General features: G+C 75.2%; 20 protein-coding genes and 1 pseudogene. 14 read left to right on the top strand and 7 right to left on the bottom strand.

Translation table 11 applies throughout. The features are described from left to right. Positions 1 to 34: 34 nt before the first annotated feature. Genes AAG589_RS01395 through AAG589_RS01385 form a run of 3 tightly spaced genes read left to right on the top strand, consistent with a single transcriptional unit; the run spans position 35 to position 1,736 of the window. Complete coding sequence (locus tag AAG589_RS01395; protein ID WP_430565463.1) at positions 35 to 829, top strand: DUF2599 domain-containing protein; 795 nt, start codon at positions 35 to 37, stop codon at positions 827 to 829. A gap of 44 nt (positions 830 to 873) precedes the next feature. Further along, positions 874 to 1,239: an ArsR/SmtB family transcription factor gene (locus AAG589_RS01390; RefSeq protein ID WP_430565462.1), complete on the top strand. Its 366-nt coding sequence runs from the start codon at positions 874 to 876 to the stop codon at positions 1,237 to 1,239. Beyond that, on the top strand, positions 1,236 to 1,736 hold the full coding sequence (locus AAG589_RS01385) for an SRPBCC family protein (RefSeq protein ID WP_430565461.1): 501 nt from the start codon (positions 1,236 to 1,238) through the stop codon (positions 1,734 to 1,736). Before AAG589_RS01390 ends, AAG589_RS01385 begins: the two co-directional genes overlap by 4 nt. Before the next feature lie 76 nt (positions 1,737 to 1,812). Here the strand turns inward: AAG589_RS01385 and AAG589_RS01380 are convergent, their stop codons facing one another. Both AAG589_RS01380 and AAG589_RS01375 read right to left on the bottom strand, forming a co-directional pair. Then, a complete protein-coding gene (locus tag AAG589_RS01380; RefSeq protein ID WP_430565460.1) occupies positions 1,813 to 2,580 on the bottom strand; it encodes an SDR family NAD(P)-dependent oxidoreductase in 768 nt (255 codons plus the stop codon). Positions 2,581 to 2,751: 171 nt separating this feature from the next. Continuing rightward, positions 2,752 to 3,765, bottom strand: coding sequence for an NAD-dependent epimerase/dehydratase family protein (locus AAG589_RS01375; protein ID WP_430565459.1), 1,014 nt, complete (start codon positions 3,763 to 3,765; stop codon positions 2,752 to 2,754). A 288-nt stretch (positions 3,766 to 4,053) separates the two neighbouring features. On the opposite strand from AAG589_RS01375, the gene AAG589_RS01370 reads away from it, so the two are divergent. After that, entirely contained in the window at positions 4,054 to 5,805 is a 1,752-nt protein-coding gene (locus AAG589_RS01370) for an HNH endonuclease signature motif containing protein (protein ID WP_430565458.1), read from the top strand. Positions 5,806 to 5,833: 28 nt separating this feature from the next. Beyond that, complete coding sequence (locus AAG589_RS01365; protein ID WP_430565457.1) at positions 5,834 to 6,298, top strand: GNAT family N-acetyltransferase; 465 nt, start codon at positions 5,834 to 5,836, stop codon at positions 6,296 to 6,298. Here AAG589_RS01365 and AAG589_RS01360 read toward each other — a convergent pair. After that, entirely contained in the window at positions 6,282 to 7,643 is a 1,362-nt protein-coding gene (locus tag AAG589_RS01360; protein ID WP_430565456.1) for an MFS transporter, read from the bottom strand. The two genes, AAG589_RS01365 and AAG589_RS01360, sit on opposite strands and share 17 nt — an antisense overlap. 79 nt (positions 7,644 to 7,722) lie before the next feature. On the opposite strand from AAG589_RS01360, the gene AAG589_RS01355 reads away from it, so the two are divergent. From AAG589_RS01355 to mqo, 6 genes and pseudogenes are all read left to right on the top strand, one after another. Further along, positions 7,723 to 8,964: a GNAT family N-acetyltransferase gene (locus AAG589_RS01355; RefSeq protein ID WP_430565455.1), complete on the top strand. Its 1,242-nt coding sequence runs from the start codon at positions 7,723 to 7,725 to the stop codon at positions 8,962 to 8,964. An 11-nt stretch (positions 8,965 to 8,975) separates the two neighbouring features. Further along, positions 8,976 to 9,419 (top strand): DUF2809 domain-containing protein, encoded by a 444-nt coding sequence (locus tag AAG589_RS01350; RefSeq protein WP_430565454.1) that lies wholly within the window; start codon positions 8,976 to 8,978, stop codon positions 9,417 to 9,419. Positions 9,420 to 9,439: 20 nt separating this feature from the next. Continuing rightward, complete coding sequence (locus AAG589_RS01345) at positions 9,440 to 10,009, top strand: TetR/AcrR family transcriptional regulator (RefSeq protein WP_430565453.1); 570 nt, start codon at positions 9,440 to 9,442, stop codon at positions 10,007 to 10,009. Then, positions 10,006 to 10,680 carry a pyridoxine/pyridoxamine 5'-phosphate oxidase gene (locus AAG589_RS01340; protein WP_430565452.1) on the top strand — a complete coding sequence of 225 codons (675 nt, stop codon included), beginning with the start codon at positions 10,006 to 10,008 and terminating at the stop codon, positions 10,678 to 10,680. The genes AAG589_RS01345 and AAG589_RS01340 overlap by 4 nt, the downstream gene beginning before the upstream one ends. After that, a complete protein-coding gene (locus tag AAG589_RS01335) occupies positions 10,677 to 11,396 on the top strand; it encodes a maleylpyruvate isomerase family mycothiol-dependent enzyme (protein WP_430565451.1) in 720 nt (239 codons plus the stop codon). Before AAG589_RS01340 ends, AAG589_RS01335 begins: the two co-directional genes overlap by 4 nt. Before the next feature lie 88 nt (positions 11,397 to 11,484). Continuing rightward, positions 11,485 to 13,065, top strand: a pseudogene (gene mqo / locus AAG589_RS01330) (malate dehydrogenase (quinone)); the annotation flags it as partial. A gap of 30 nt (positions 13,066 to 13,095) precedes the next feature. Here the strand turns inward: mqo and pntB are convergent. From pntB to AAG589_RS01315, 3 genes are read right to left on the bottom strand one after another with little or no spacing between them, the layout of a single operon-like run. After that, on the bottom strand, positions 13,096 to 14,493 hold the full coding sequence (gene pntB / locus AAG589_RS01325; RefSeq protein WP_430565450.1) for a Re/Si-specific NAD(P)(+) transhydrogenase subunit beta: 1,398 nt from the start codon (positions 14,491 to 14,493) through the stop codon (positions 13,096 to 13,098). After that, complete coding sequence (locus AAG589_RS01320) at positions 14,490 to 16,055, bottom strand: Re/Si-specific NAD(P)(+) transhydrogenase subunit alpha (RefSeq protein ID WP_430565449.1); 1,566 nt, start codon at positions 16,053 to 16,055, stop codon at positions 14,490 to 14,492. The genes pntB and AAG589_RS01320 overlap by 4 nt, the downstream gene beginning before the upstream one ends. Before the next feature lie 10 nt (positions 16,056 to 16,065). Further along, on the bottom strand, positions 16,066 to 16,488 hold the full coding sequence (locus tag AAG589_RS01315) for a pyridoxamine 5'-phosphate oxidase family protein (protein ID WP_430565448.1): 423 nt from the start codon (positions 16,486 to 16,488) through the stop codon (positions 16,066 to 16,068). A 148-nt stretch (positions 16,489 to 16,636) separates the two neighbouring features. On the opposite strand from AAG589_RS01315, the gene AAG589_RS01310 reads away from it, so the two are divergent. From AAG589_RS01310 to AAG589_RS01300, 3 genes are all read left to right on the top strand, one after another. Further along, positions 16,637 to 17,347, top strand: a complete 711-nt coding sequence (locus AAG589_RS01310; protein WP_430565447.1) for a rhamnogalacturonan acetylesterase — start codon at positions 16,637 to 16,639, stop codon at positions 17,345 to 17,347. 118 nt (positions 17,348 to 17,465) lie between these two features. Next, positions 17,466 to 18,494, top strand: a complete 1,029-nt coding sequence (locus tag AAG589_RS01305) for a LacI family DNA-binding transcriptional regulator (protein ID WP_430565446.1) — start codon at positions 17,466 to 17,468, stop codon at positions 18,492 to 18,494. Beyond that, a complete protein-coding gene (locus AAG589_RS01300; RefSeq protein WP_430565445.1) occupies positions 18,491 to 20,107 on the top strand; it encodes a UxaA family hydrolase in 1,617 nt (538 codons plus the stop codon). Before AAG589_RS01305 ends, AAG589_RS01300 begins: the two co-directional genes overlap by 4 nt. Before the next feature lie 17 nt (positions 20,108 to 20,124). Here the strand turns inward: AAG589_RS01300 and AAG589_RS01295 are convergent, their stop codons facing one another. Further along, positions 20,125 to 20,769 (bottom strand): maleylpyruvate isomerase family mycothiol-dependent enzyme, encoded by a 645-nt coding sequence (locus AAG589_RS01295; protein WP_430565444.1) that lies wholly within the window; start codon positions 20,767 to 20,769, stop codon positions 20,125 to 20,127. Positions 20,770 to 20,820: the final 51 nt, after the last annotated feature.

Here is a 20,820-nt window from a genome sequence, read left to right as displayed (position 1 = left end):
ACCCCGGCCCGCCCCATGACCCAGACTGGGAGTCGTGCCTCCCCGCCCCCGGTCGCGCGTCGTGCCGACGCTCGCCCTCCTGCTGACCCTCGGCGCGTGCACGCCCGCCGCCCCCGCGCCGACGGAGGGACCGCCCGACACCCCGTCGCCGACCACGCCGACGACAGGCGCCCCGCCAGTCCGGGCAGAGCTCGCGGCGGGCGACGTGACCCTCGAGGTGACGGCACCGCCCCCACCGGGCGACGACCCGCCGCTCGACGTCTCGACCGACGCCGGAGCCGACACGGCGACCCTGACCGTCGACGCCGCGGCGCTCGCCGACGCGGGCGACGGCCCGGGCGCGGCCGTGGCGCGGCTCGCCCTGACCTCGGCGGGCACGCTGGAGCCGCACCCCGACGGCAGCGTCACGGTGCGTGACGACGACGGCCCGGTCGGCGGGCTGTCCGCGCCGCGCGGGGCGCGGCTGGTCGCCGTCGACGCCACGCACCTCGAGCTGCGCCCCACCTCTGCCACGGCCGAGCACGACGAGGTGACGACCGTGCTCGGCACGGCCGCCGTCGCGGGGACCGACTGGGGCGACCGCGAGGGCGGCCGGTCCCTCGCCGTCGTGCCGACGGACTGGGCGCGCGAGGCGGGGCAGGCGGGAACGGACCTGGTCTGGGCCGAGCTCGTGGCCGCCGACCCGGGGGTCGACTCCGCGACGATGCACGACCAGCTCGAGTGCCACGCGATCGGCGCGCCGGACAAGGACTCGTGGAACCTCGAGCCGTGGCGGCCGGACGTCGGGCTGGTCGCGACGATGGCGGCGCGCTGCAACCCGACGCCCTGACGCCCACCCCTTGACATATTCCGATATCGGCATAGTTTGGTCGCATGGCACGAGCAGCGACGACGACGGACGCGTTCAACGCGGTGGCCGAGCCCCGGCGCCGCGAGATCCTCGACGCCCTGGCGCTGCAGGAGCGCAGCGTCGGCGAGCTCGTCGAGCTGCTCCACGTCGCCCAGCCGGTGGTCTCCAAGCACCTGAAGGTGCTGCGGGAGGTCGGGCTGGTCGAGGTCCGCGACGACGGCCGTCGTCGCCTCTACCGCGCGGACGCCCGGCCCCTGCAGGAGATCCACGCCTGGGTCGGCCGGTACCAGCGGATGTGGGAGGAGCGGTTCGAGCTCATCGACGAGCTGCTCGACGAGATGGACGAGTCACCCGATGCCCGACCGGACGAACGAGGAGATCGATCATGACCAGCACCACCACCGGCACCGCCGTCCTGACGCTGCCGAACGACACCGACATCCACGTCGTGCGCCGGTTCGCCGCCCCCGCGGCCGCCGTCTGGCGCGTGTTCACCGAGCCCGAGCTGATCGCCCGCTGGTGGGCCGGCAAGCGAGGCACCGTCACGAGCGTCGAGATCGACCCGCGCCCGGGCGGCACCTACCGCTACGCCATGCAGGCCGAGGGCGGCTTCGAGGTCGCCTTCCACGGCGAGTTCACCGAGGTGGTCCCGCCCGAGCGCCTCGTGCACACGGAGGTCTACGAGGGGATGCCCGACGGCGACTCCGCGGCCACGCTCAACACGTACACGTTCGTCGAGGAGGACGGCGCCACCACGCTCACGCTCGTCACCCGCGCGCCGAGCAAGGAGGTGCGCGACGCGATCGTCGAGTCGGGCATGGAGGGCGGGATGCAGGAGGGCTTCGACCTCGTCGACGAGCTCGCCGCCAACCTCGCCCGGGCCTGAGCGCGGGTCGAGCCTGTCGAGACCTCCGGAGCGTTCCGGGGCGACGTGCCTCGACAGGCTCGACCGGCGTCCCCGGTCAGACGGCGGTGTAGCCGCCGTCGACCAGCCAGTACGCACCGGTGACGAACGACGCGTCGTCGGACAGCAGGAATCGCACCACCCTGGCGACCTCCTCGGGCTCGCCGAGGCGACCGAGCGGGTGCTTGGCGACGAGCGCGTCGCGCGCCTCGGCGGGCAGGCTGGACTCGACCAGCGGCGTCTTGATGTACGCCGGGCCGACGGCGTTGATGCGCAGGCCCTGCGGGCCGTACTCGGCGGCGGCGTTCTTCGTGATGCCGACGACGCCGTGCTTGGCGGCCGTGTACGCGCCGCTGCCGAGGGCCGCGACCGTGCCGTGGATCGACGCCATGTTGACGATCGCGCTCTCGCCCGCGCCCTGCTCGAGCATCGCGGGGATCTGCGCCCGCATGCCGTACAGCACCCCGTTGAGGTTGATGCCGATGACGCGGTCCCAGTCGTCCAGGTCGGTCTCGCCCGCCGGCGCCTGCTTGCCGCCGATGCCCGCGTTGTTCACCGCGTAGTTGAGCCCGCCGAACGTGGCCTTCGCGAACTCGACCGCCTTGGCCGAGTCCTCCTTCACCGCGGTGTTCTGCTCGAACGCCGCGGCCTCGCCGCCGGCGGCCTTGATCTCGTCCGCCACGCGCTGCGCGGCGTCCAGCCGGATGTCGGTGACCACGACCTGGGCGCCGTGGGCCGCGAGCTCCTTGCTCACCGCCTCGCCGATGCCCGAACCGCCGCCCGTCACGAGCGCCACCCGACCCGCGAGACTGCTGCCTGCCGCCATGTCCGTACTCCTTCGCACCACGCCCCGACGAGCGGTGACGCTGGTGCGCGACGACGGCCCGGACGGGACGAACGACCGCCCCGTCGCCCTCGTGAGGGAAGGGGCGCTGACCCTTCGACCGTAAGCCCGCGCGTCGGACGTCGGGCTCCGACCGGGCCCGAAAGTGACGCACTAGACGCCGGAGTCAGAATCCTTGGTGGCCCTGCGCAGCCCGGCCACGACGTCGGCCTCCTCCGCCGCGGTCAGGCCGGTGACGTGCGCGTCCGGAGTCGCGCGCAGCCAGGCCAGCGTGTCGCGGGCCGTGTCCTCGACCGGTCTCGGACGCAGCCCGGCGGCGAGCGCGGGGCCGGCGTCGTGCGCCGGCATCCCGTCGTACTCAGGCCGCGGCAGCCACAGCGGCAGGGACCGCTCCCCGGACCACGGCCGGACGTCGGCAGCCGCCAGGGTGGCGTCGTCCGCCCACACCCAGCGCGGTTCGGCGCCGACGCCGCGGGCCGCCGCCGCGAGCAGGTCGCCGATGGGGGTCACCGGGCCGACGGCGTCGAACGTCCCCTCGGCGCGGCGCTCGGCGAGGTCGACGGCCCAGGCCGCGAGGTCGCGCACGTCGATCACCTGGACCGGGGCAGCCGGGTCGCCGGGCGCCAGCACGTCGGCGGCCCCGTCGAGCACCCGGGCCAGTCGCGCCGGCCAGTATGCGAACCGTCCGCTGGGGTCGCCCGGCCCGACGATGAGGCCGGGGCGCACCACGGCCGCCGACGCCGCCCCCTCGCGGACGGTGTTCTCGCACGCGACCTTCATCGCGCCGTACGCCTCCGGGTTCTCCGCCCCGTCGACGTCGCCGGGCTCCGGCTCGCGCAGCCGCCCGACGCCCGGCCCGCCCGGGTCGCCGTCGTCCGCGTACACGTTGACGGTCGACACGAACACCCAGTGCGCGTCCGGCAGGGCGGCCACAGCGCGGCGCACGTGCGACGGCGTGCGCGAGACGTCGACGACGGCGTCGAAGCCCTCCGCGGCCAGGGCCTCCGGGAACGCGTCGGCGCGGTCCAGCCGCACGTGCCGCACGCCGTCGGGCACCGGACCCGACCGACCGCGGTTCGCGGCCACCACCTCGTGGCCGCGCGACACGGCGTCCGCCGCGACCGCCCTCGACAGGAACACCGACCCACCCAGCACCAGCAGCCTCATGCGCCCCAGCCTGGCGTACGCAGACGCCGCGCGCCCCACCTTCTGCCCGCGGCAGAACGCCCCGGGACGTCAGCGGCCCCGGCCTCGAGGCCCGGTGGCCACGGCTCGACTTCCGCGAGACGTTCCGCGACCGCCTTGGGGATCAGGCCGCGCGCAAGCCCGCGTCCGTCGTGGCCGGCAACGTCGCCCGGGGCGGTGCCGACCCGGGTCCGTTGACCACTCCGATCGGCTGTCCACAGATGTCACCAAGGGGTAGAACACATGTTCGAGTATCGCTAGCCTCGAGGCATGACGACGACGCACCCCGACCCTGCGACCGGCGCCGATGTCAGCGCGGGCAGCGGTGCGAGCACGTCCATGGATCTCCAGGCGACAGCCGACCGGATCGCCGCGATGCCTTGGTCGTGGACACCGTCGATCAGCGAGCTGCTCGCGGAAGAGTCCGAGCGCGTCCGCGCGTCCGCGGGGCACGACGCCACGACGTGCGACACCGACACCGGGCAGGTTCGCCAGGACGCCCCGGGAGCGTTCGACGCCCGGCCGCCGCGGCCGTCGCTGGCGGACCTGGACCTTGTGCTGGACGAGCTTGCCGCGAACGACGCCCGGCTCGCCGCCGTGCACGCCGAACGTGCCGCCCTTCTCGCGCGGGCCGCCGGACTCGCCGAGGCGCTGGAGACCGACCTGCTCGACCAGCACGACCCCACGGCCAGACGTGCACCGTCCGCCCGCAGGCTCGAGCTCGCCCGTCGCGCCGTGACTGCCGAGATCGCCACCACCTTGCACCTCGGGGAGCACGCCGCGGGCGCCCTCGCCGACCATGCCGTCACGCTGACCGGCAAGGCTCCCGCGACCCTGGCCGCCCTGCGCGACGGCCGCCTGTCGTGGGCGCACGCCGCGGCGATCAGCAAGCACCTCGCCGACCTGGCCCCCGACGACGCCGCAGCGGTCGAACGATCCGTGCTCGCCGCCGCGCTCGACCCGAGCACGGGCATGATCACCTGCACACCGACGCAGCTCAGCCGCAGGGCGGTTCACGCCCGCGAGATCTCGCACCCCACGCCCGCCGACGTCCGCCACGCCGAGGCAGCGGACCGACGCGCCGTCTTTCTCGACGAGGGACGCGACGGCATGGCGTGGCTCGTCGCCCACCTGCCCGCGCCCCTCGCGCACGCCGCACACGACCGCCTCACCCGCGCGGCCCGACACCTCCGGGCCGAGGACGACCCACGGACCCTCGACCAGGCCCGCGCCGACACCCTCGCCGCCCTCCTGCTCGACGACGGCACCCTCGACGTCGAGGCCGTCCCGACGGTCGAGCCCGTCGAGACCACGGATCGTGTCCCGACACCCGCGCCCGGCGCGACGATCTCCACCACGCTGGCGACCCTGGCACGTTCCGTCCGACCGCAGGTCACCGTCACGGTCCCGGTGCTGAGCCTGCTCGGCCTCGCCGACGCCCCCGCCACCCTCGACGGGCACGTGCCCATCGACCCTGACACCGCCCGCCGGCTCGCGGCCCTCGCACCGTCGTTCCGGCGGATCCTCACCCACCCCGAGTCCGGTGCCGTGCTGTCCGTCGGCCGTACCGCCTACACGGTTCCCACCGACCTCAAGCACCTGGTCCAGGCGCGGGACGCCACCTGCCGCTTCCCGGGCTGCACCCGCCCCGCCCAGGGTTCAGACCTCGACCACACCACGGCCTGGGCCGACGGCGGCGCCACGGCCGCCACCAATCTGGCCGTGCTCTGCCGTCGACACCATGTGGTCAAGCACCAGACGACCTGGCGGGTCAGACAGGTGGGCACCACCCGCACCGACGGCAGCCACGTCGGCTGGGGCGGCACCCTCGAATGGACGTCCCCCACCGGCCGGCGGCACGTCACTCGTCCGGACCCGATCGACGTCACCCGCCACCGGTCCATGCCCTGTGGCCACGAACCACCCGACGACGATCGCGACGCCCCGTCCGACGTGCCGCCTCCGGCGGCCCCGCCCCCGCCCGATCCAGCCAGCCCGCCCTGGCTCGACCCGCCGTTCTGACCCGGAGCCCGCCTGCTACCGTCCCGCCGTGCCCGACTCCCCCGCCTCCGCCGTCACCTTCCGCCTCGCGACCCGCGACGACCTGCCGCGCGTCGTCGAGCTCATCGCCGACGACGCCGTCGCCGCGGCCCGCACGGGGACGTTCGGCCCGGCCCACGTCGCCGGCTTCGAGGCGATCGAGGCGAGCCCGAACGACGAGCTCGTCGTGGCGGAGCTGGACGGCGCGGTCGTGGGCGTCATGCAGCTGACGTTCGTGCCCGGCATCTCGCGCAACGGAGCCACACGCCTCCTGGTCGAGGCGGTGCGCGTCGACGCCACGCTGCGCGGCCGAGGCCTGGGTCGCGCGCTCATGGAGCATGCCCACGAGCGTGGCCGCGAGCGCGGCTGCGCCCTCGCCCAGCTCACGTCCGACAAGCAGCGCCCGGACGCGCACCGGTTCTACCGGTCGCTCGGCTACGCGCAGTCGCACGAGGGCTTCAAGCTGCAGCTCTGACGTCCCGGATCCCGACCATGCTCACCAGCCCGCCGAGCACGAGCAGGCCCGCGGTGACCAGCAGCGCGCGGTGGAACGACGCGACGTCGAGCACCCCGCCGAGGATGACCCCCGCGAAGGCGACGGTCAGCAGCCCGGCGACGCGTGAGACGGCGTTGTTCACCGCCGACGCGATGCCGGCGTCCGCGGGCGGGGCCGCGCCCAGGATCGCGGACGTCAGCGGCGCGACGGTGATGGACAGGCCGAGGCCGAACACGAGCAGCCCCGGCAGCACCTGCGTGACGTACGTGGCGCTCGCGTCCATCGTGAGCAGCAACAGGTAGCCGGCGCCCGCGACCACCGGGCCGATCGTCATGAACCACCGCGCCCCGTACCGGGCGGCGAGGGTGCCGAACCGCGTCGACAGGGCGAGCATCGCGAGCGTCGACGGCAGCTGCGCCACGCCGGCGGCCGTGGCCGAGTAGCCCGCCACCTGCTGCAGGAACAGGCCGAGCACGAACCCGCCGAGCGAGAGCGCCCCGTAGACGGCGAACGTCGCGAGGTTGCCCCAGGCGAAGTTGCGGGCCGCGAACAGCCGCGGCGGCATCATCGGGTCGCGCGCCCGCCGCTCGTAGACCACGAACCCGACCAGCAGCACCGCGCCGACGGCGACCGCCGCCCAGGTCCGCTCGATGAGGCCGTACACCCCCGCAGCGAGCCCCGTGGCGGCGAGCACCGCGCCCGGCACGTCGAGCCGCCGCCCAGGGTCCGGCCGCACCTCGGGCACGGGGCGCAGCAGCAGCAGCGTGACCACGACGACGGGCAGGTTGATCCAGAACACCCAGCGCCACGACAGCAGGTCGACCAGGCCGCCGCCGACGAACGGCCCGACGATCATCGCCGTGCCGGTCCACGCGGTCCACCGCCCGATGGCTCGCCCCTGCGCCTCGCCCTCGAACGTCGAGATGATGAGCGCCAGCGAGCTCGGCACGAGCAGCGCGCCGGCCACGCCCTGCAGCAGGCGGGCCCCCACCAGCACCGGGCCGGTCGGCGCGATCGCGCACAGCACGGACGCCGCGGCGAAGCCCACGAGCCCGGCCACGAGCACCCGCTTGCGCCCGTACAGGTCCGACAGCGAGCCGGCGAGCAGGATGAGCGAGCCGAGGGTGACGAGGTAGCCGTCCACCACCCACTGCTGGAGGCTGAGCCGGGCGTCCCCCACGCCCCCGAGCTCGTCGCCGATCGCGGGCAGCGCCACGTTGACGACGGTGCCGTCGAGGAACGACACGAACGACGCCAGGATCGCGACCACCAGGACGCGGCTGCGCAGCCGGGCCTGCGTCGCGTCGGGCACGGGCGGGCTCACCGCTTCACGGTACGGCGCCGCACCGTCGAACGCCGGATTGCCGGTGACGCGCAGGGCGCGGGGCGCTAGCGTCGCCGTCGTGAGCAGCGACGCCAGACCAGAGTTCCGCCGCAGCACCTTCGCCGACGTCCCGGCCGCCCGCCGGCTCGGCGCCGAGGCGTTCGGGGTCTCGCCCCACCCGTCCCCGGAGCCCGATCCGGACTCGTGGCCGTCGCCGAACAGCCGTCCGTGGGTCGCGACGGACGACGGCGAGGTCGTGGCGGGGCTGGGCGTGCGGTCGTTCACGTCGTGGTTCCACGGCGCCCGGGTGCCGACGGCGGGCTTCGCCGGCGTCACCGTCGCCGCCGAGCGCCGCGGCTCCGGCCTCCTGCGGCCGCTCATGGAGGCCGCGCTCGCGGAGGCTCGCTCCCTGGGCGACGTCGTCTCGACGCTCTACCCGTCGTCGGCGGGCATCTACCGCGGGCTGGGCTACGAGGTGGTGGGCGCGTTCGAGGACGTGCGCATCCCGATGTCAGCGCTCGCCACCGTGCCCCGGCCCTCCGGTGACGTGCGCGCGCGGCGTGCCACCGCGGCCGACGTCCCCGCCGTCCGGCGGGTCTACGAGGCGTGGGCGTCCGCCCAGAACGGGCCGCTCTCGCGGCACGAGGCGCCGTTCACCATGGAGCCCGACGAGATGGTCGGCCCCGGCTCCGAGTACACCGGCGTCAGCCTCGCCGTGCGCGGCGCGGGGGCGGACGAGGAGGTGCTCGGCTTCGCGAGCTGGTCGCGCGGCCCGGGCGACGACCGCACCAACACCATCGACGTCGACGACCTGGTCGCGCTCACCCCCGACGCGGCCCGCGTCCTGTGGCGGGTGCTCGCCTCGTTCGCATCGGTCGCGGGCTGGGTGCAGGTCTGCACGTCGGGCGGGTGGTCGGGCGTCGACGTCGCGCGCCTCGTGCTGCCCGACCACGCCGCCACCTCGGCGCCGCGACCGTACATGCTGCGCCTGCTCGACGTGCCGGGCGCGCTCGGAGCCGCCCGGGTGGCGCCGGTGACGGCCCGGGTGCCGTTCGCCGTCGCCGACCGGCGGGCGCCGGACCTCGAGGGCGCGTGGACGCTCGAGGCCGCCGACGGCGCGGTACGCGTCATGCCCGACGACGACGCGGTGCCGGGCGACCGCCTGACCTTCACGTCCGCCGGGCTGGCCGTGACGTGGGCGGGCGCCCAGTCGACGGCGAACGCCCGGCTCGCGGGCAGCGCCTGGGGGCCCGCCGCGCACGACGCCGTCTGGGACGCTCTCTGGGGCGGCCGCCAGGTGCACGTGCGCGACTACTTCTGAGGCGCTCTGCCGTGCCCGGTCGAGCCCCCGCGTCCACCACCCTGGCCCGCGCGCTCGCGCCCCGGTTCGCGCTGCTCCTGCTCGCCGTCGTCGTCGCGCGCGTCGGGCGCCTGGCCGAGCACCGGCTGCCCGAGCCGGTCGGCGGCCCGCTCGGCGAAGTCCTGGCGGCGGCCCTCGTCGCGGTCCTCGTCCTCGTCGTCCGGCCGCGGACGCGGGCGCTCATGGCTGCTGCCGTCGGGTTCGGGCTCTGCGCGGCGGTCGAGCTGCTGCGCCTGACGCCGTGGCCGCAGGCCCTCGCCGACCGGTGGCCGCCACTGGCCCCGGTGCTCGACGCCGCCTTCTCCCCCGCAGGCCTGCTCTGGTCCGCGGTGGGCGCGGCGCTCGGCGCGGTCGCGGGCGCCGCCGTCGCGCGCGGCGTCTCTCGGGGCCGAGTGCGGGATGGCCACCATACCTAGAGGTAGGTATGGTAGCCGGCATGAGCACGCCGACCGACGCGCGCGACCGGCTCGTCGCCGCCGCGCAGGAGATGTTCGCCGCCCAGGGTGTGGGCGCCACCAGCCCGCGCCAGGTCCTGGCCGCCAGCGGCGTGGGGCAGGGCAGCCTGTACCACCACTTCCCCACCAAGCACGACCTCGCCGCCGCCGCCGTCGGCGCCACCGTCGAGAGCGCGCTCGTCGCGGCTCGTCGCGACCTCGAGGGCGCGACGCCGGCCCTGGACCGCGTCGTCGCCTATCTCGAGCGTCCCCGGGACGCCCTGGCCGGCTGCAAGATCGGCCGCCTCACCAGCGACCAGGCCGTGATGGACGACGACGGCCTGCGCGACGTCGTCACCGCCTACTTCGTCCGCCTGCTCGACGCCGTCGCCGCGACCCTGCGCGAGACCGGCCTGTCCGACGACGCCGCCCGCGACCGCGCGCACGCCGCCGTCGCGATCGTGCAGGGCGGCTACGTGCTCGCCCGTGCCACCGGCGACCCCGACGCGATGCGCGCCGCGGTGCGCGGCTTCGTCACTATCCTTCGCGACGACCCCGAGGAGACCGCGTGACCTTCCGCGAGCGCCTGCGCGCCCTGCCCACCTTCCCGCCCGGGCTGCCGCCGTTCGGCGTCGACCTGGACGACCTCGCCGCCGCCCCTGCCACGCCACAGCAGCTCTTCGCGCAGTGGTTCGACGACGCGCTCGCCGCCGGCGTCGGCGCCCCGCACGCCGCAACGCTCTCGACGGCCGACGCCGACGGCCACGTGCACGCCCGCACGCTCGTGATCAAGGACGTCACCGAGGCCGGCTGGTGGTTCGCCGGGCACGCGACCAGCCCCAAGGGCCGCGACCTCGCCGAGAACCCCCACGCGGCGCTCACCGTCTTCTGGCGCGACCTGGGTCGACAGGTCCGGGTCACCGGCCGCGCCTCCTCGGCCGGCCCCGACGCCGGGGCGGCGGACTTCCGCGCCCGCCCCGACGGCTCCCGCGCCGCCGGGCTGGTCGGCCACCAGAGCGAGCCGCTGGGCTCGCGGCAGGCGTATTGGGACGCCTTCTCCGGCCGCCTCGACGAGGCCCGCGAGCACCCCGACGCCGTCGCCCCCGCCTGGACCGCCTGGGTGCTCGCGCCCGAGAGCGTCGAGTTCTGGGCGGCGAGCGACGACCGGGGCCAGTCCCGCCTGCGCTACCGCACCGACGCCCCCGGTGCGCCCACCTGGACCAAGGAGCTGCTGTGGCCATGACCACCGACACCGACCGCACCGACCTCGCGCACGCCCTGACCGACGCGGACGCCGCGCTCGCCGCGCTGATCGACGTCGTGCGCTCCCTGCCCGAGGGCGCAGGCGCCGATCCGTCGCCCCTGGACGGCTGGAGCCGGGGTCACGTGCTGTCGCACGTGGCGAACGTGGGCGCGGCGCTCGCCCGGCAGGCGGAGCACGCCGCGCGCGGTGCCACGATCGAGCCGTACGACGGCGGGCGGGCGGGGCGCGATGCCGCCATCGAGACGGGCGCGGGCCGTACCGCATCGGAGCACGCGGCGGCGCTGGAGGCCTCGCGCGCCCGCCTCCTCGCGGCCTGGCCGGCGCCCGGCGACGCGCTCTGGGAGGCCCCGGTCGCCTACCGCGACGGCGTCCTCGCCGACGCCCTCCTGGCCTGGTGGCGCGAGGCGCGCATCCACGCGGTCGACGCGACGGCCGGCCTCGGCGACGCGTCGCTGGGGTACGAGACGTGGGACGACGCGTTCTGCGCGCACCTGCGCGACTTCCTCGCCGTCCGCCTGCCGGACCCGGACGCCGGGGCCAGCGACGGGCTGGAGCTCGCCGGCGACCCTCGCGACGTCGCGGCCTGGCTCGCCGGCCGCGCCCCGTCCGGCCCCGTCTCGGCGCTCCGCGACGGCGACGCCGTGCCGCTGCCCGAGCTCGGCCCGTGGCCGTCGTCGACGGCGCCGAAGCCCTGACCTGCGGCGGCGCCGAGAAGGCGGTGTGACCCACGTCACTGCAGGTCAGAGCCCCGTGTGAGGTTGCTCTCATTCTTTGTGACAGTTTTCACGCGCGGCGTATGGTGAGCCGGTGACTTCGAGTGCTACGACTGCTGGGGCCCCCACAGGGGCCGACGTCGACGTCGTCCTCATCGGCGGCGGAATCATGAGCGCCACGCTCGGCACGCTGCTCCAGCAGCTGGAGCCGTCGTGGTCGATCCGCATCTACGAGCGCCTGGACGACGTCGCGCAGGAGTCCTCGAACCCGTGGAACAACGCGGGCACCGGGCACGCGGCGCTCTGCGAGCTCAACTACACGCCCGAGCGCAAGGACGGCTCGATCGACATCACCAAGGCGGTGGCGATCAACGAGCAGTTCGAGATCTCGCGCGAGCTGTGGCAGCACCTGCTCGCCACGGGGCGCCTGAAGGACGACTCGTTCCTCAGCAAGACCCCGCACATGACGTTCGTGCGCGGCGAGAAGAACGTCGACTACCTGCGCCGCCGGTACGAGACGCTGCGCGTGCACCCCCTCTTCCGCGACCTCGAGTACAGCACCGACCGCACCACCATCGGCCGCTGGGCGCCCCTGCTGACCACCGAGCGCGACGCCGACGAGCCGATCGCCGCCACGCGCGCGGCGTCGGGCACCGACGTCGACTTCGGCAACCTCACCCGCCAGCTGATCGACGGCCTCGTCGCCAACGGCGCCGAGCTCAAGCTGCAGCACGAGGTGAAGAGCCTCAAGCGCACCAAGGACGGCCGCTGGCGCCTGCGCGTCAAGGACCGCGCCTGGAACGCCAGCAACCGCACCAGCACCGTCACCGCGAAGTTCGTCTTCGTCGGCGCGGGCGGCGGCGCCCTCCCCCTGCTCCAGTCGGCCCGGATCCCCGAGATCAAGGGCTTCGGCGGCTTCCCGATCTCCGGCGAGTTCCTGCGCACCGACAACCCGGAGCTCGTCGCCCAGCACCAGGCCAAGGTCTACGGCAAGGCCGACGTCGGCGCCCCGCCGATGTCCGTGCCGCACCTCGACACCCGCGTGGTCGACGGCAGGACGTACCTGATGTTCGGCCCCTACGCCGGGTTCAGCCCCAAGTACCTCAAGAAGGGCAAGTACCTGGGCCTGATCACGTCGCTGCGCGCCAACAACGTCACGTCGATGCTCGGCGCCGGCCTCAAGAACCTCGACCTCACGCAGTACCTCGTGGGCCAGCTCATGGCCGCGCCCGAGACGAAGTTCCAGGCGCTGCAGCAGTTCATGCCGACCGCCCACCCCAAGGACTGGGAGAAGCTGACGGCCGGCCAGCGCGTGCAGGTCATCAAGCGCGACGCCGACGGCAAGGGCGTGCTGCAGTTCGGCACCGAGATCGTCACCGGCGCCGAGGGTTCCATCGCCGGCCTGCTCGGCGCATCGCCCGGCGCCTCGACCGCTGCCTCCGCGATGGTCGACCTGCTCGAGCGGTGCTTCCCGTGGCGGTTCACCAAGTGGCGCGCGGAGCTCGCGAGCTTCATGCCCAGCATCGACGGCGTGCCCGCCGACGCCAGCACGATCGACGCGACGCCCGCCCCCGAGTCCCCGTCCTACCTGCACGCCGACGGCGTCCTCGACGCCGCGGTCTACGACTCGCAGGCGGACTCGCGGATCTGAGTACCTGACCCGACTCCCCTCTCGGCGGCGTCAGAGAGCCTGGACGATCTTGTCCACCTGCTCCCTGGCGTCGCCGAAGAGCATCCGGGTGTTCTCCCGGAAGAACAACGGGTTCTGCACGCCCGCGTAGCCGGTGGCGAGCGACCGCTTGAACACCACGACGTCGCGCGCCTTCCACGCCTCGATGACGGGCATGCCCGCGATGGGCGAGGACGGGTCGTCCTGCGCCGCCGGGTTCACCGTGTCGTTCGCGCCGATGACGAGCACGACGTCGGTGCCCGGCAGGTCGGGGTTCACCTCGTCCATCTCGAGCACCACGTCGTAGGGCACGCGCGCCTCCGCCAGGAGCACGTTCATGTGGCCGGGCAGCCGCCCCGCCACCGGGTGCACCCCGAACCGCACGGTCACGCCGCGCGCCCGGAGCCGCTCGGCCAGGTCCGCCACCGGGTGCTGCGCCTTCGCCACGGCCATGCCGTACCCGGGCACGACGACGACGGACCGCGCCGCGGTGAGCAGCGCCGCCACCTCGTCGGGCGACGTCTCGCGCACCTCCCCCGCCTCCTGGGTGCCCGCGTCGGGGCCGCCCGTCGCGCCCGTGCCGAAGCCGCCGAGGACGACCGACCAGAAGGACCGGTTCATCGCCTTGCACATGAGGTAGCTGAGGATCGCACCGGAGGCGCCGACGAGGGCGCCCGTGATGATGAGCAGGTCGTTGCCGAGGGTGAACCCGGCCGCCGCCGCGGCCCAGCCGGAGTACGAGTTGAGCATCGACACCACGACCGGCATGTCGCCACCGCCGATCGCGGCGACGAGATGCCACCCCAGGGCGAGCGCGACGAGCGTCATCGCCAGCAGGGCCCACGCTCCCCCGCCCGCCAGGAACCAGGCGAGCAGGGCGGCGCACGCGAGCAGCGCCACGAGGTTGAGGAGGTTGCGGCCCGGCAGCGTCAGCGGCGCCGACGGCAGCCGCCCGGACAGCTTCCCGAAGGCCACGACCGAGCCCGTGAACGTGACCGCGCCGATGAGGACACCGAGGAACACCTCGACGCGGTGCACGGTGTCGCCGCCGCCGGCCGGCGCGGCGAGGAACGAGCCGTAGCCGACCAGCACGGCCGAGAGCCCGACGAAGGAGTGCAGCAGGGCGATGAGCTCCGGCATCTGCGTCATCTCGACGCGTCTCGCCCGCCACGACCCCACGGCCGCGCCCACCACGAGCACCAGCAGGATCAGGCCGGCGGTCACCGGCCACGGGCGCTCCGAGCGGTCGAGCGCCAGCGCGACCGTCGCGACGATCGCCAGGCCCATGCCGAGCATGCCGAGCACCGTGCCACGGCGCGCGGACTCCTGGGCCGACAGCCCGGCCAGCGACAGCACGAACAGCAGCCCGGCGATCACGTACGCGGCCAGCGCCACCGACGTCACCGTCATGGCGCCGCCCTGCCCGAAGTGTCACGGCGGAACATGCCCAGCATCCGGCGGGTCACGAGGAACCCGCCGAACACGTTGACGCTCGCGAGCGCGGCGGCGAGGACGGCGAGCGTCGTGACCAGCGGCGACGAGTCCCCGATCTGCAGCAGCGCGCCGACCATGATGATGCCGCTGATGGCGTTGGTCTGGGCCATGAGCGGCGTGTGCAGGGCGTGCGTGACGTTGGAGATCACGTAGAAGCCCACGACGACCGCCAGCGCGAACACGGTGAGGTGCCCGACGGCGTCCGGCGGCGACGCGGCGATCAGCAGGCCCGCGGCGACGGCGCCGAGCGCTCCTAGCACCGTGCGGCGCGTCGTGCGACGACGGCGCTCGGCCTCGAGGTCTGCCTCGCTGGCCACGCGAGCCGGCTCCGGGGCCGGCGCGGGCGGCGCCGCGGAGACGGCCACGGGCGGCGGGGGCCAGGTCACCGCGCCCTCGTGGGCCACGGTCATGCCGCGGACCACGGGATCCTCGAGGTCGAGGACCATCCGCCCGTCCTTGGCGGGGGTGAGCAGCGTGAGCAGGTTGACCACCACGGTGCCGAGCAGCCGCGAGCTGTGCTGCGGCAGCCGTGCGGCCAGGTCGGTGTACCCGAGGACGACGACTCCGCGGTCGGTGACCACCCGCTCCCGCGGCACCGTCACCTCGCAGTTGCCGCCGCCGGGCGCCGCGAGGTCCACCACCACCGACCCGGGGCGCATCGCGTCGAGCATCGCGCGCGTGATCGTGGTGGGCGCCGTGCCGCGCACGAGGGCCGTCGTGACGACGACGTCCGCCTGCGCGGACTGCTCCGCGTACGCGCGCAGGGCGGCGGCCTCCTGGTCGGCGCTCTGCGCGCTCGCGTACCCGTCGGCGCTGACCTGCTGGACGGCGTCCTGGGCCCGCACCACGCGGGCGCCGAGCGACTCGATCTGCTCGGCGGCCTCGGGCCGCACGTCGAACGCGTGGACCTCGGCGCCCAGGCTCACCGCGGTGCCGATCGCGGCCAGCCCGGCCACGCCCGCGCCGATGACGAAGACGCGCGCGGGCGGCGTGCTCCCGGCCGCGGTCACCTGCCCGGCGAACATGCCGCCGAACTCCTCGGCCGCCTCGACCACCGCGCGGTAGCCGGCCACGTTGGACAGCGCGGACAGCACGTCGAGGGCCTGCGCGCGGGAGATGCGCGGCACCGCGTCGAGGGCCAGCGCGGTCACGCCGCGCGCGGCGAGCGCCGCGAGCAGGTCGGGGCTCGACGCCGGGGCGAGCTGCGCGACGAGCGTCGCGCCCGGCCGCATCAGGTCGAGCTCCGCGGGCCCGGGCGGGTGCAGCGTCACGACGACGTCCGCCGCCCACACGTCCGCGCGGTCCGCGACGCGCGCGCCCGCCGCCACATAGTCGTGCGCGGGCAGGCGCGCGCCGTCACCCAGCCCGGGCTCGACGACGACGTCGTGCCCCAGCGCGACGAGCCGGCGCGCGGCGTCGGGGGTGACGGCGACGAGGCGTGGGTCCGCGCCGGCCGCGCGGGGAGCTCCGATGCGCATGGCACCTCCCTCAGCGGGCGTCGCGCAGGGCGCCCCAGGCCGTCCAGCGGTCCACCTCGACCACGGCGGTCACGCGGGCGCGGTCACGGACCGCGTACCGGTCGCCGGTGTAGTGCCGCGCGATGCGGTCGGTGTCGGCGAGGTCAGCGTCGTCGCGCCAGGCGGTGACCCGGCCGAGCACGGTGACGTGCGTGTACCAGTCGTCGTCCAGCGCCGTGAGGCTCACGTGCGGGTTCGCCCGCAGGTGCTCCGCCCGCTTGCGGGTGGCGTCGAGGTTCACCAGCACGTGCCATCCGCCCGCGCCGTCCTCCTCGAGCAGGTACCACGTCGCCGCGGTCACGGGGCTGCCGTCGGGGCGGACGACGCCGATCACGGCGGGCTGGGGGCGGCGCAGCAGGTCGAGCACGGGGGCCGGGAACGGCGGACGGGGCATCGGTGACTCCTCGCTGACTTCTTCGCTGGCTTGGTCGCTCGGCGCCGACGCTACGCCGTGGACGTGCGCGGACGCACGCGATTCACCGTGTCGCGCTCCGGCTAAGGTGGCCGGCAAGCGCTTGCCCGTCACGATCCCGGAGGTCTGCATGCCCCGCACCGTCCATCTCGCCGGCGACTCCACGGCGGGCCCGAAGAGCCGCGCCGCCGCGCCCGAGACCGGCTGGGGCATGGCCCTGCCCTACTACCTCGACGACGCCGTCGCCGTGGCCAACCACGCGCGCAACGGGCGCAGCACCCGCAGCTTCGTCGCCCAGGGGCGGCTCGACGCCGTCGCGCGCGACCTGCGGCCCGGCGACGTGCTGCTGGTCCAGTTCGGCCACAACGACGCGAAGGTGGAAGACCCCGAGCGCCACACCGAGCCGTGGACGTCGTACGCCGAGCACCTGGCCCGGTTCCTCGACGTCGCGCGCGCAGCGGGCGCGCAGCCCGTGCTCGCGACGTCGGTCGAGCGGCGCCGGTTCGACGACGAGGGCCGGGCCGTCCCCGCCCACGGCGAGTACCCGGACGCGATGCGCGCCCTCGCCGCGCGGGAGGACGTGCCCCTCGTGGACGTGCAGCGCGACTCGCTGGCGCTCTGGGACCAGCTGGGGCCCGAGCGCACGCTGCACTACTTCTTCCACGCCGACGACGGCCGGCGCGATGACACGCACTTCAACCCGCCCGGCGCCGGGGTCGTCGCACGGCTCGTCGCCACCGGCCTCCTCGCCGCGGGCGTCCTCGAGAGCCACGAGGTGCGGCGGCTGGACGAGGACGTGCCCGACGAGTGGATCCGCTGGCTCGACGACGAGCCCGCCTGACCACCGGTGGTCGAGCCTGTCGAAACCCGGTACCGGGTTTCGACAGGCTCAACCACCGGGTAGGGTGTGGAACGCGCTGGAACCGGTTCCAGGCACTCCCTCGATCCCCGGAGGTCCCGTGGCCACGCTCCGCGACGTCGCGCGCGAGGCGGGCGTCTCGCTCGCCACCGCGTCGCGCGCGCTGAGCGACGCGCCGCACGTGTCGGCGGCCAACCGCGAGCAGGTGGCCCGGGCGGCCGCGGCGCTCGGCTACCGCCCCCACCCCGCGGCGCGGGCCCTGACCACCGGAAGCACCGGCACCGTCGGCCTCGTCGTGCCGGACCTCGCCAACCCGTTCTTCGCCGCCGTCGCCAAGGGCGTGCAGTCGCGGGCGCGGGAGACGGGCCGCGAGGTCCTGGTCGCCGACACCGACGAGGACGTGACGGTCGAGCCCGACGTGATCACCCGGCTCGGCGACCGCGTGGACGGGCTCGTGCTCTGCTCGCCGCGTCTGCCCGCCGACGCCCTCCCGCCGCTCCTGGGGGCGGCCGGCGGCCCGGTCGCCCTGGTGAACCGCGAGGCGCCCGACGTCCCGTCGGTGTCCTTCGACATCGCCGACGGCGTCCGGCAGGCGCTCGACCACCTGCGCGCGCTCGGCCACGACGTCGTCGCGTACGCGGGCGGCCCCCGCAGCTCGTGGTCGGACGGCGAGCGCCGGGCGGCGCTGGACGCCCTCTCGACGGCCGCACGCGGCGACGCGGTGCTCGACCTCGGCAGCTTCCGGCCGACGCACGGCGGCGGGGTGCAGGCCGCGGACCTCGCGCTCGCCGCGGGCGCCACCGCGGTGCTGTGCTTCAACGACCTCGTGGCGCTCGGCGTCCTGGCCCGGCTGCACGCCCGCGGCGTCGCGACGCCCGACGACGTCTCGGTCGTCGGGTTCGACGACGTCGCCGCTGCGGCGCTCGTCACGCCCGCCCTGACCACCGTCGCCGTGCCGCTCGCTCGGGCCGGCCGGGTCGCCGTCGACCTGCTGGCCGGCGGCTCCCCCGCGCCCGAGCACCGCCGCCTGCCCGTCGAGCTGGTGGTGCGCGCGTCCACCGCGCCGGCGGCACCCGCCCTTCCCGACTCCCGTCCCTCCGTCACAGATCCCGAGGTCGCGATCCGATGAGCACCGCCCCGCACCACCCGCTGCTGCCGCTCGCGGCGGCTCCCGCCCCCGGCGCGACGGCCGAGCCGCCGCTGCCGGGCGTCGTCGACCTCGCCGACGTCGCGCTGCTGCTGCGGCCGGCCGACGACGTCGCCGTCACGACGCGCCAGGTGCCCGCCGGCACCACGGTGCGGCTGCCCGACGGCTCCGAGGCGACCACGCGCTCGACGCTGCCGCGCGGGCACAAGCTCGCGGTGCGGCCCGTCGCCACGGGCACGGAGGTGCGCAAGTACGGCCAGTCCATCGGGCGGACGAAGCGGGACGTGGCGCCCGGCGACCACGTCCACACGCACAACCTGGGCATGGACGACGCCGCCCGCGAGTACGAGTTCGGCACGGCCCGCACCACGCTGCCCGCCCCGACCGCGCGCCGGACGTTCCAGGGCTACCGCCGGTCGGACGGCCGCTGGGGCACCCGCAACTACGTCGGCATCCTCACGTCGGTGAACTGCTCGGCGTCCACCGCCCGCATGATCGCCGACCAGTTCCGCGGCCCCGTGCTCGACGCGTACCCGCACGTGGACGGTGTCGTCGCGCTCACCCACGACACCGGCTGCGGGCTGGTGCCCACGTCCGAGGGCGCGCAGGTCACGCTGCGCACGCTGCGCGGGTACGCGAGCCACGTGAACATGGCGGGCCTGCTCGTCGTCGGGCTCGGCTGCGAGATGCTGCCGGCCACGTCGGTGCTCGACGGGCTCGAGCTGCGCGACGACCTGCCCGTGCGCACGCTGACCATCCAGGACACCGGCGGCATCCGCGCCACCGTCCGCGCGGGCGTCGCCGCGATCACCGAGATGCTGCCGGAGATCGACGCGCTGCGCCGCGAGGAGGCGCCGGCCTCGGAGCTCGTGCTGGGGCTGAACTGCGGCGGCTCCGACGGGTTCTCGGGGATCACCGCCAACCCGGCGCTGGGGCACGCGTCCGACCTGCTCGTGGCGCAGGGCGGCACGTCGATCCTCGCCGAGACGCCCGAGGTGTTCGGGGCGGAGCACCTGCTGCTGCGCCGCGCCGTCTCCGAGGAGGTCGGCCGGCGCCTGCTCGACCGGCTCGACTGGTGGCAGGGCTACGCAGCGGCCGGCGGCGGCACCCTGGACAACAACCCGTCGCCCGGCAACAAGGCCGGCGGCCTGACGACCATCCTCGAGAAGTCCCTCGGCGCCGTCGCCAAGGCCGGCACCGCCGACCTCGTGGCGGTGCACGAGTACGCCGAGCCCGTCACCGAGCGCGGTATGACGTTCATGGACACCCCCGGCTACGACCCGGTGTCCGTCACCGGCATCGTCGCCGGCGGCGCGAACGTCGTCGTCTTCACCACGGGGCGAGGCTCGGTGCTGGGCTGCAAGCCGTCACCGTCGATCAAGGTGGCCACCAACTCCGACACCTACCGCCGCATGAGCGAGGACATGGACCTCGACGCCGGCCGGATCGTCGAGACCGGGCTGTCCGTCGAGGCCGTCGGCGAGGAGCTGTTCGAGAAGATCCTCGCCGTCGCGTCCGGCGAGCAGACCGTCTCGGAGGAGCTCGACCTGGGCGCCGACGAGTTCGTGCCCTGGCAGCTCGGCGCGGTCACGTGACGCCGCGCTGAGCCGGCTCAGGCCTCGACCCGTTCGCGGACCCGCGGCAGCCCGTCGCCCGACAGCTCGTCGCAGAGTGCGCTCCGACCCGCCAGCACCATGACGAGCGCCAGGGTGCTGCCCCGGACCAGCGGCCCGTCGCCGTGCGCGAAGGGGCCGTCGGTCCCCTCCAGCCGCAGGCCGCGCGCGACGGCACGGCCGGAGACGGTGAAGTCGCGCGCGACGAAGAAGCGCGCGACCTCGGTGGTCGCGGCCACGGGCGGGACGCGCCGGATGCCGAGCGGGGTACGGACATCCTGCCCGTGCACCACGACCTCGCCCAGCCACGCGGCCGTGTGCCCGCTCGGGGCGACGGTGCTGGTCACCACGGCGCGAAAGCGTTCGAGCGTCTCGGCCGGCGTGCCTCCCCGGTGCTCGGCGAGCCTCCGCGCGTTGTGCACGTCGGCGTCGAACCGCGCCCCGACGATGCTGCGCAGCCACGCCCACCGGCCGGTGCTCGCGCCTGCCGTGAGGTGCGCGACGACGTCCTGGACCGACCACGCGCCGCACAACGACGGCGCGTGCCACGCGGCGTCGTCGAGGACGGTGAGCTCTTCGGCGAGCGCCGCACGCTCCGTGTGGATCATCGACCAGGTCCGGGCGCGCTCGGTGCTCGTCGTCACGCCCGCAGCCAAGCACGGGACACCGACAGTGCACGGCCGCGGCACGGTTAG

It is taken from the genome of Isoptericola sp. F-RaC21 (assembly GCF_038593535.1).
Classification (GTDB): domain Bacteria; phylum Actinomycetota; class Actinomycetes; order Actinomycetales; family Cellulomonadaceae; genus Isoptericola.
Note: the sequence above shows the minus strand (reverse complement) of the source record. Positions and strands in the feature narration are given on the sequence as shown.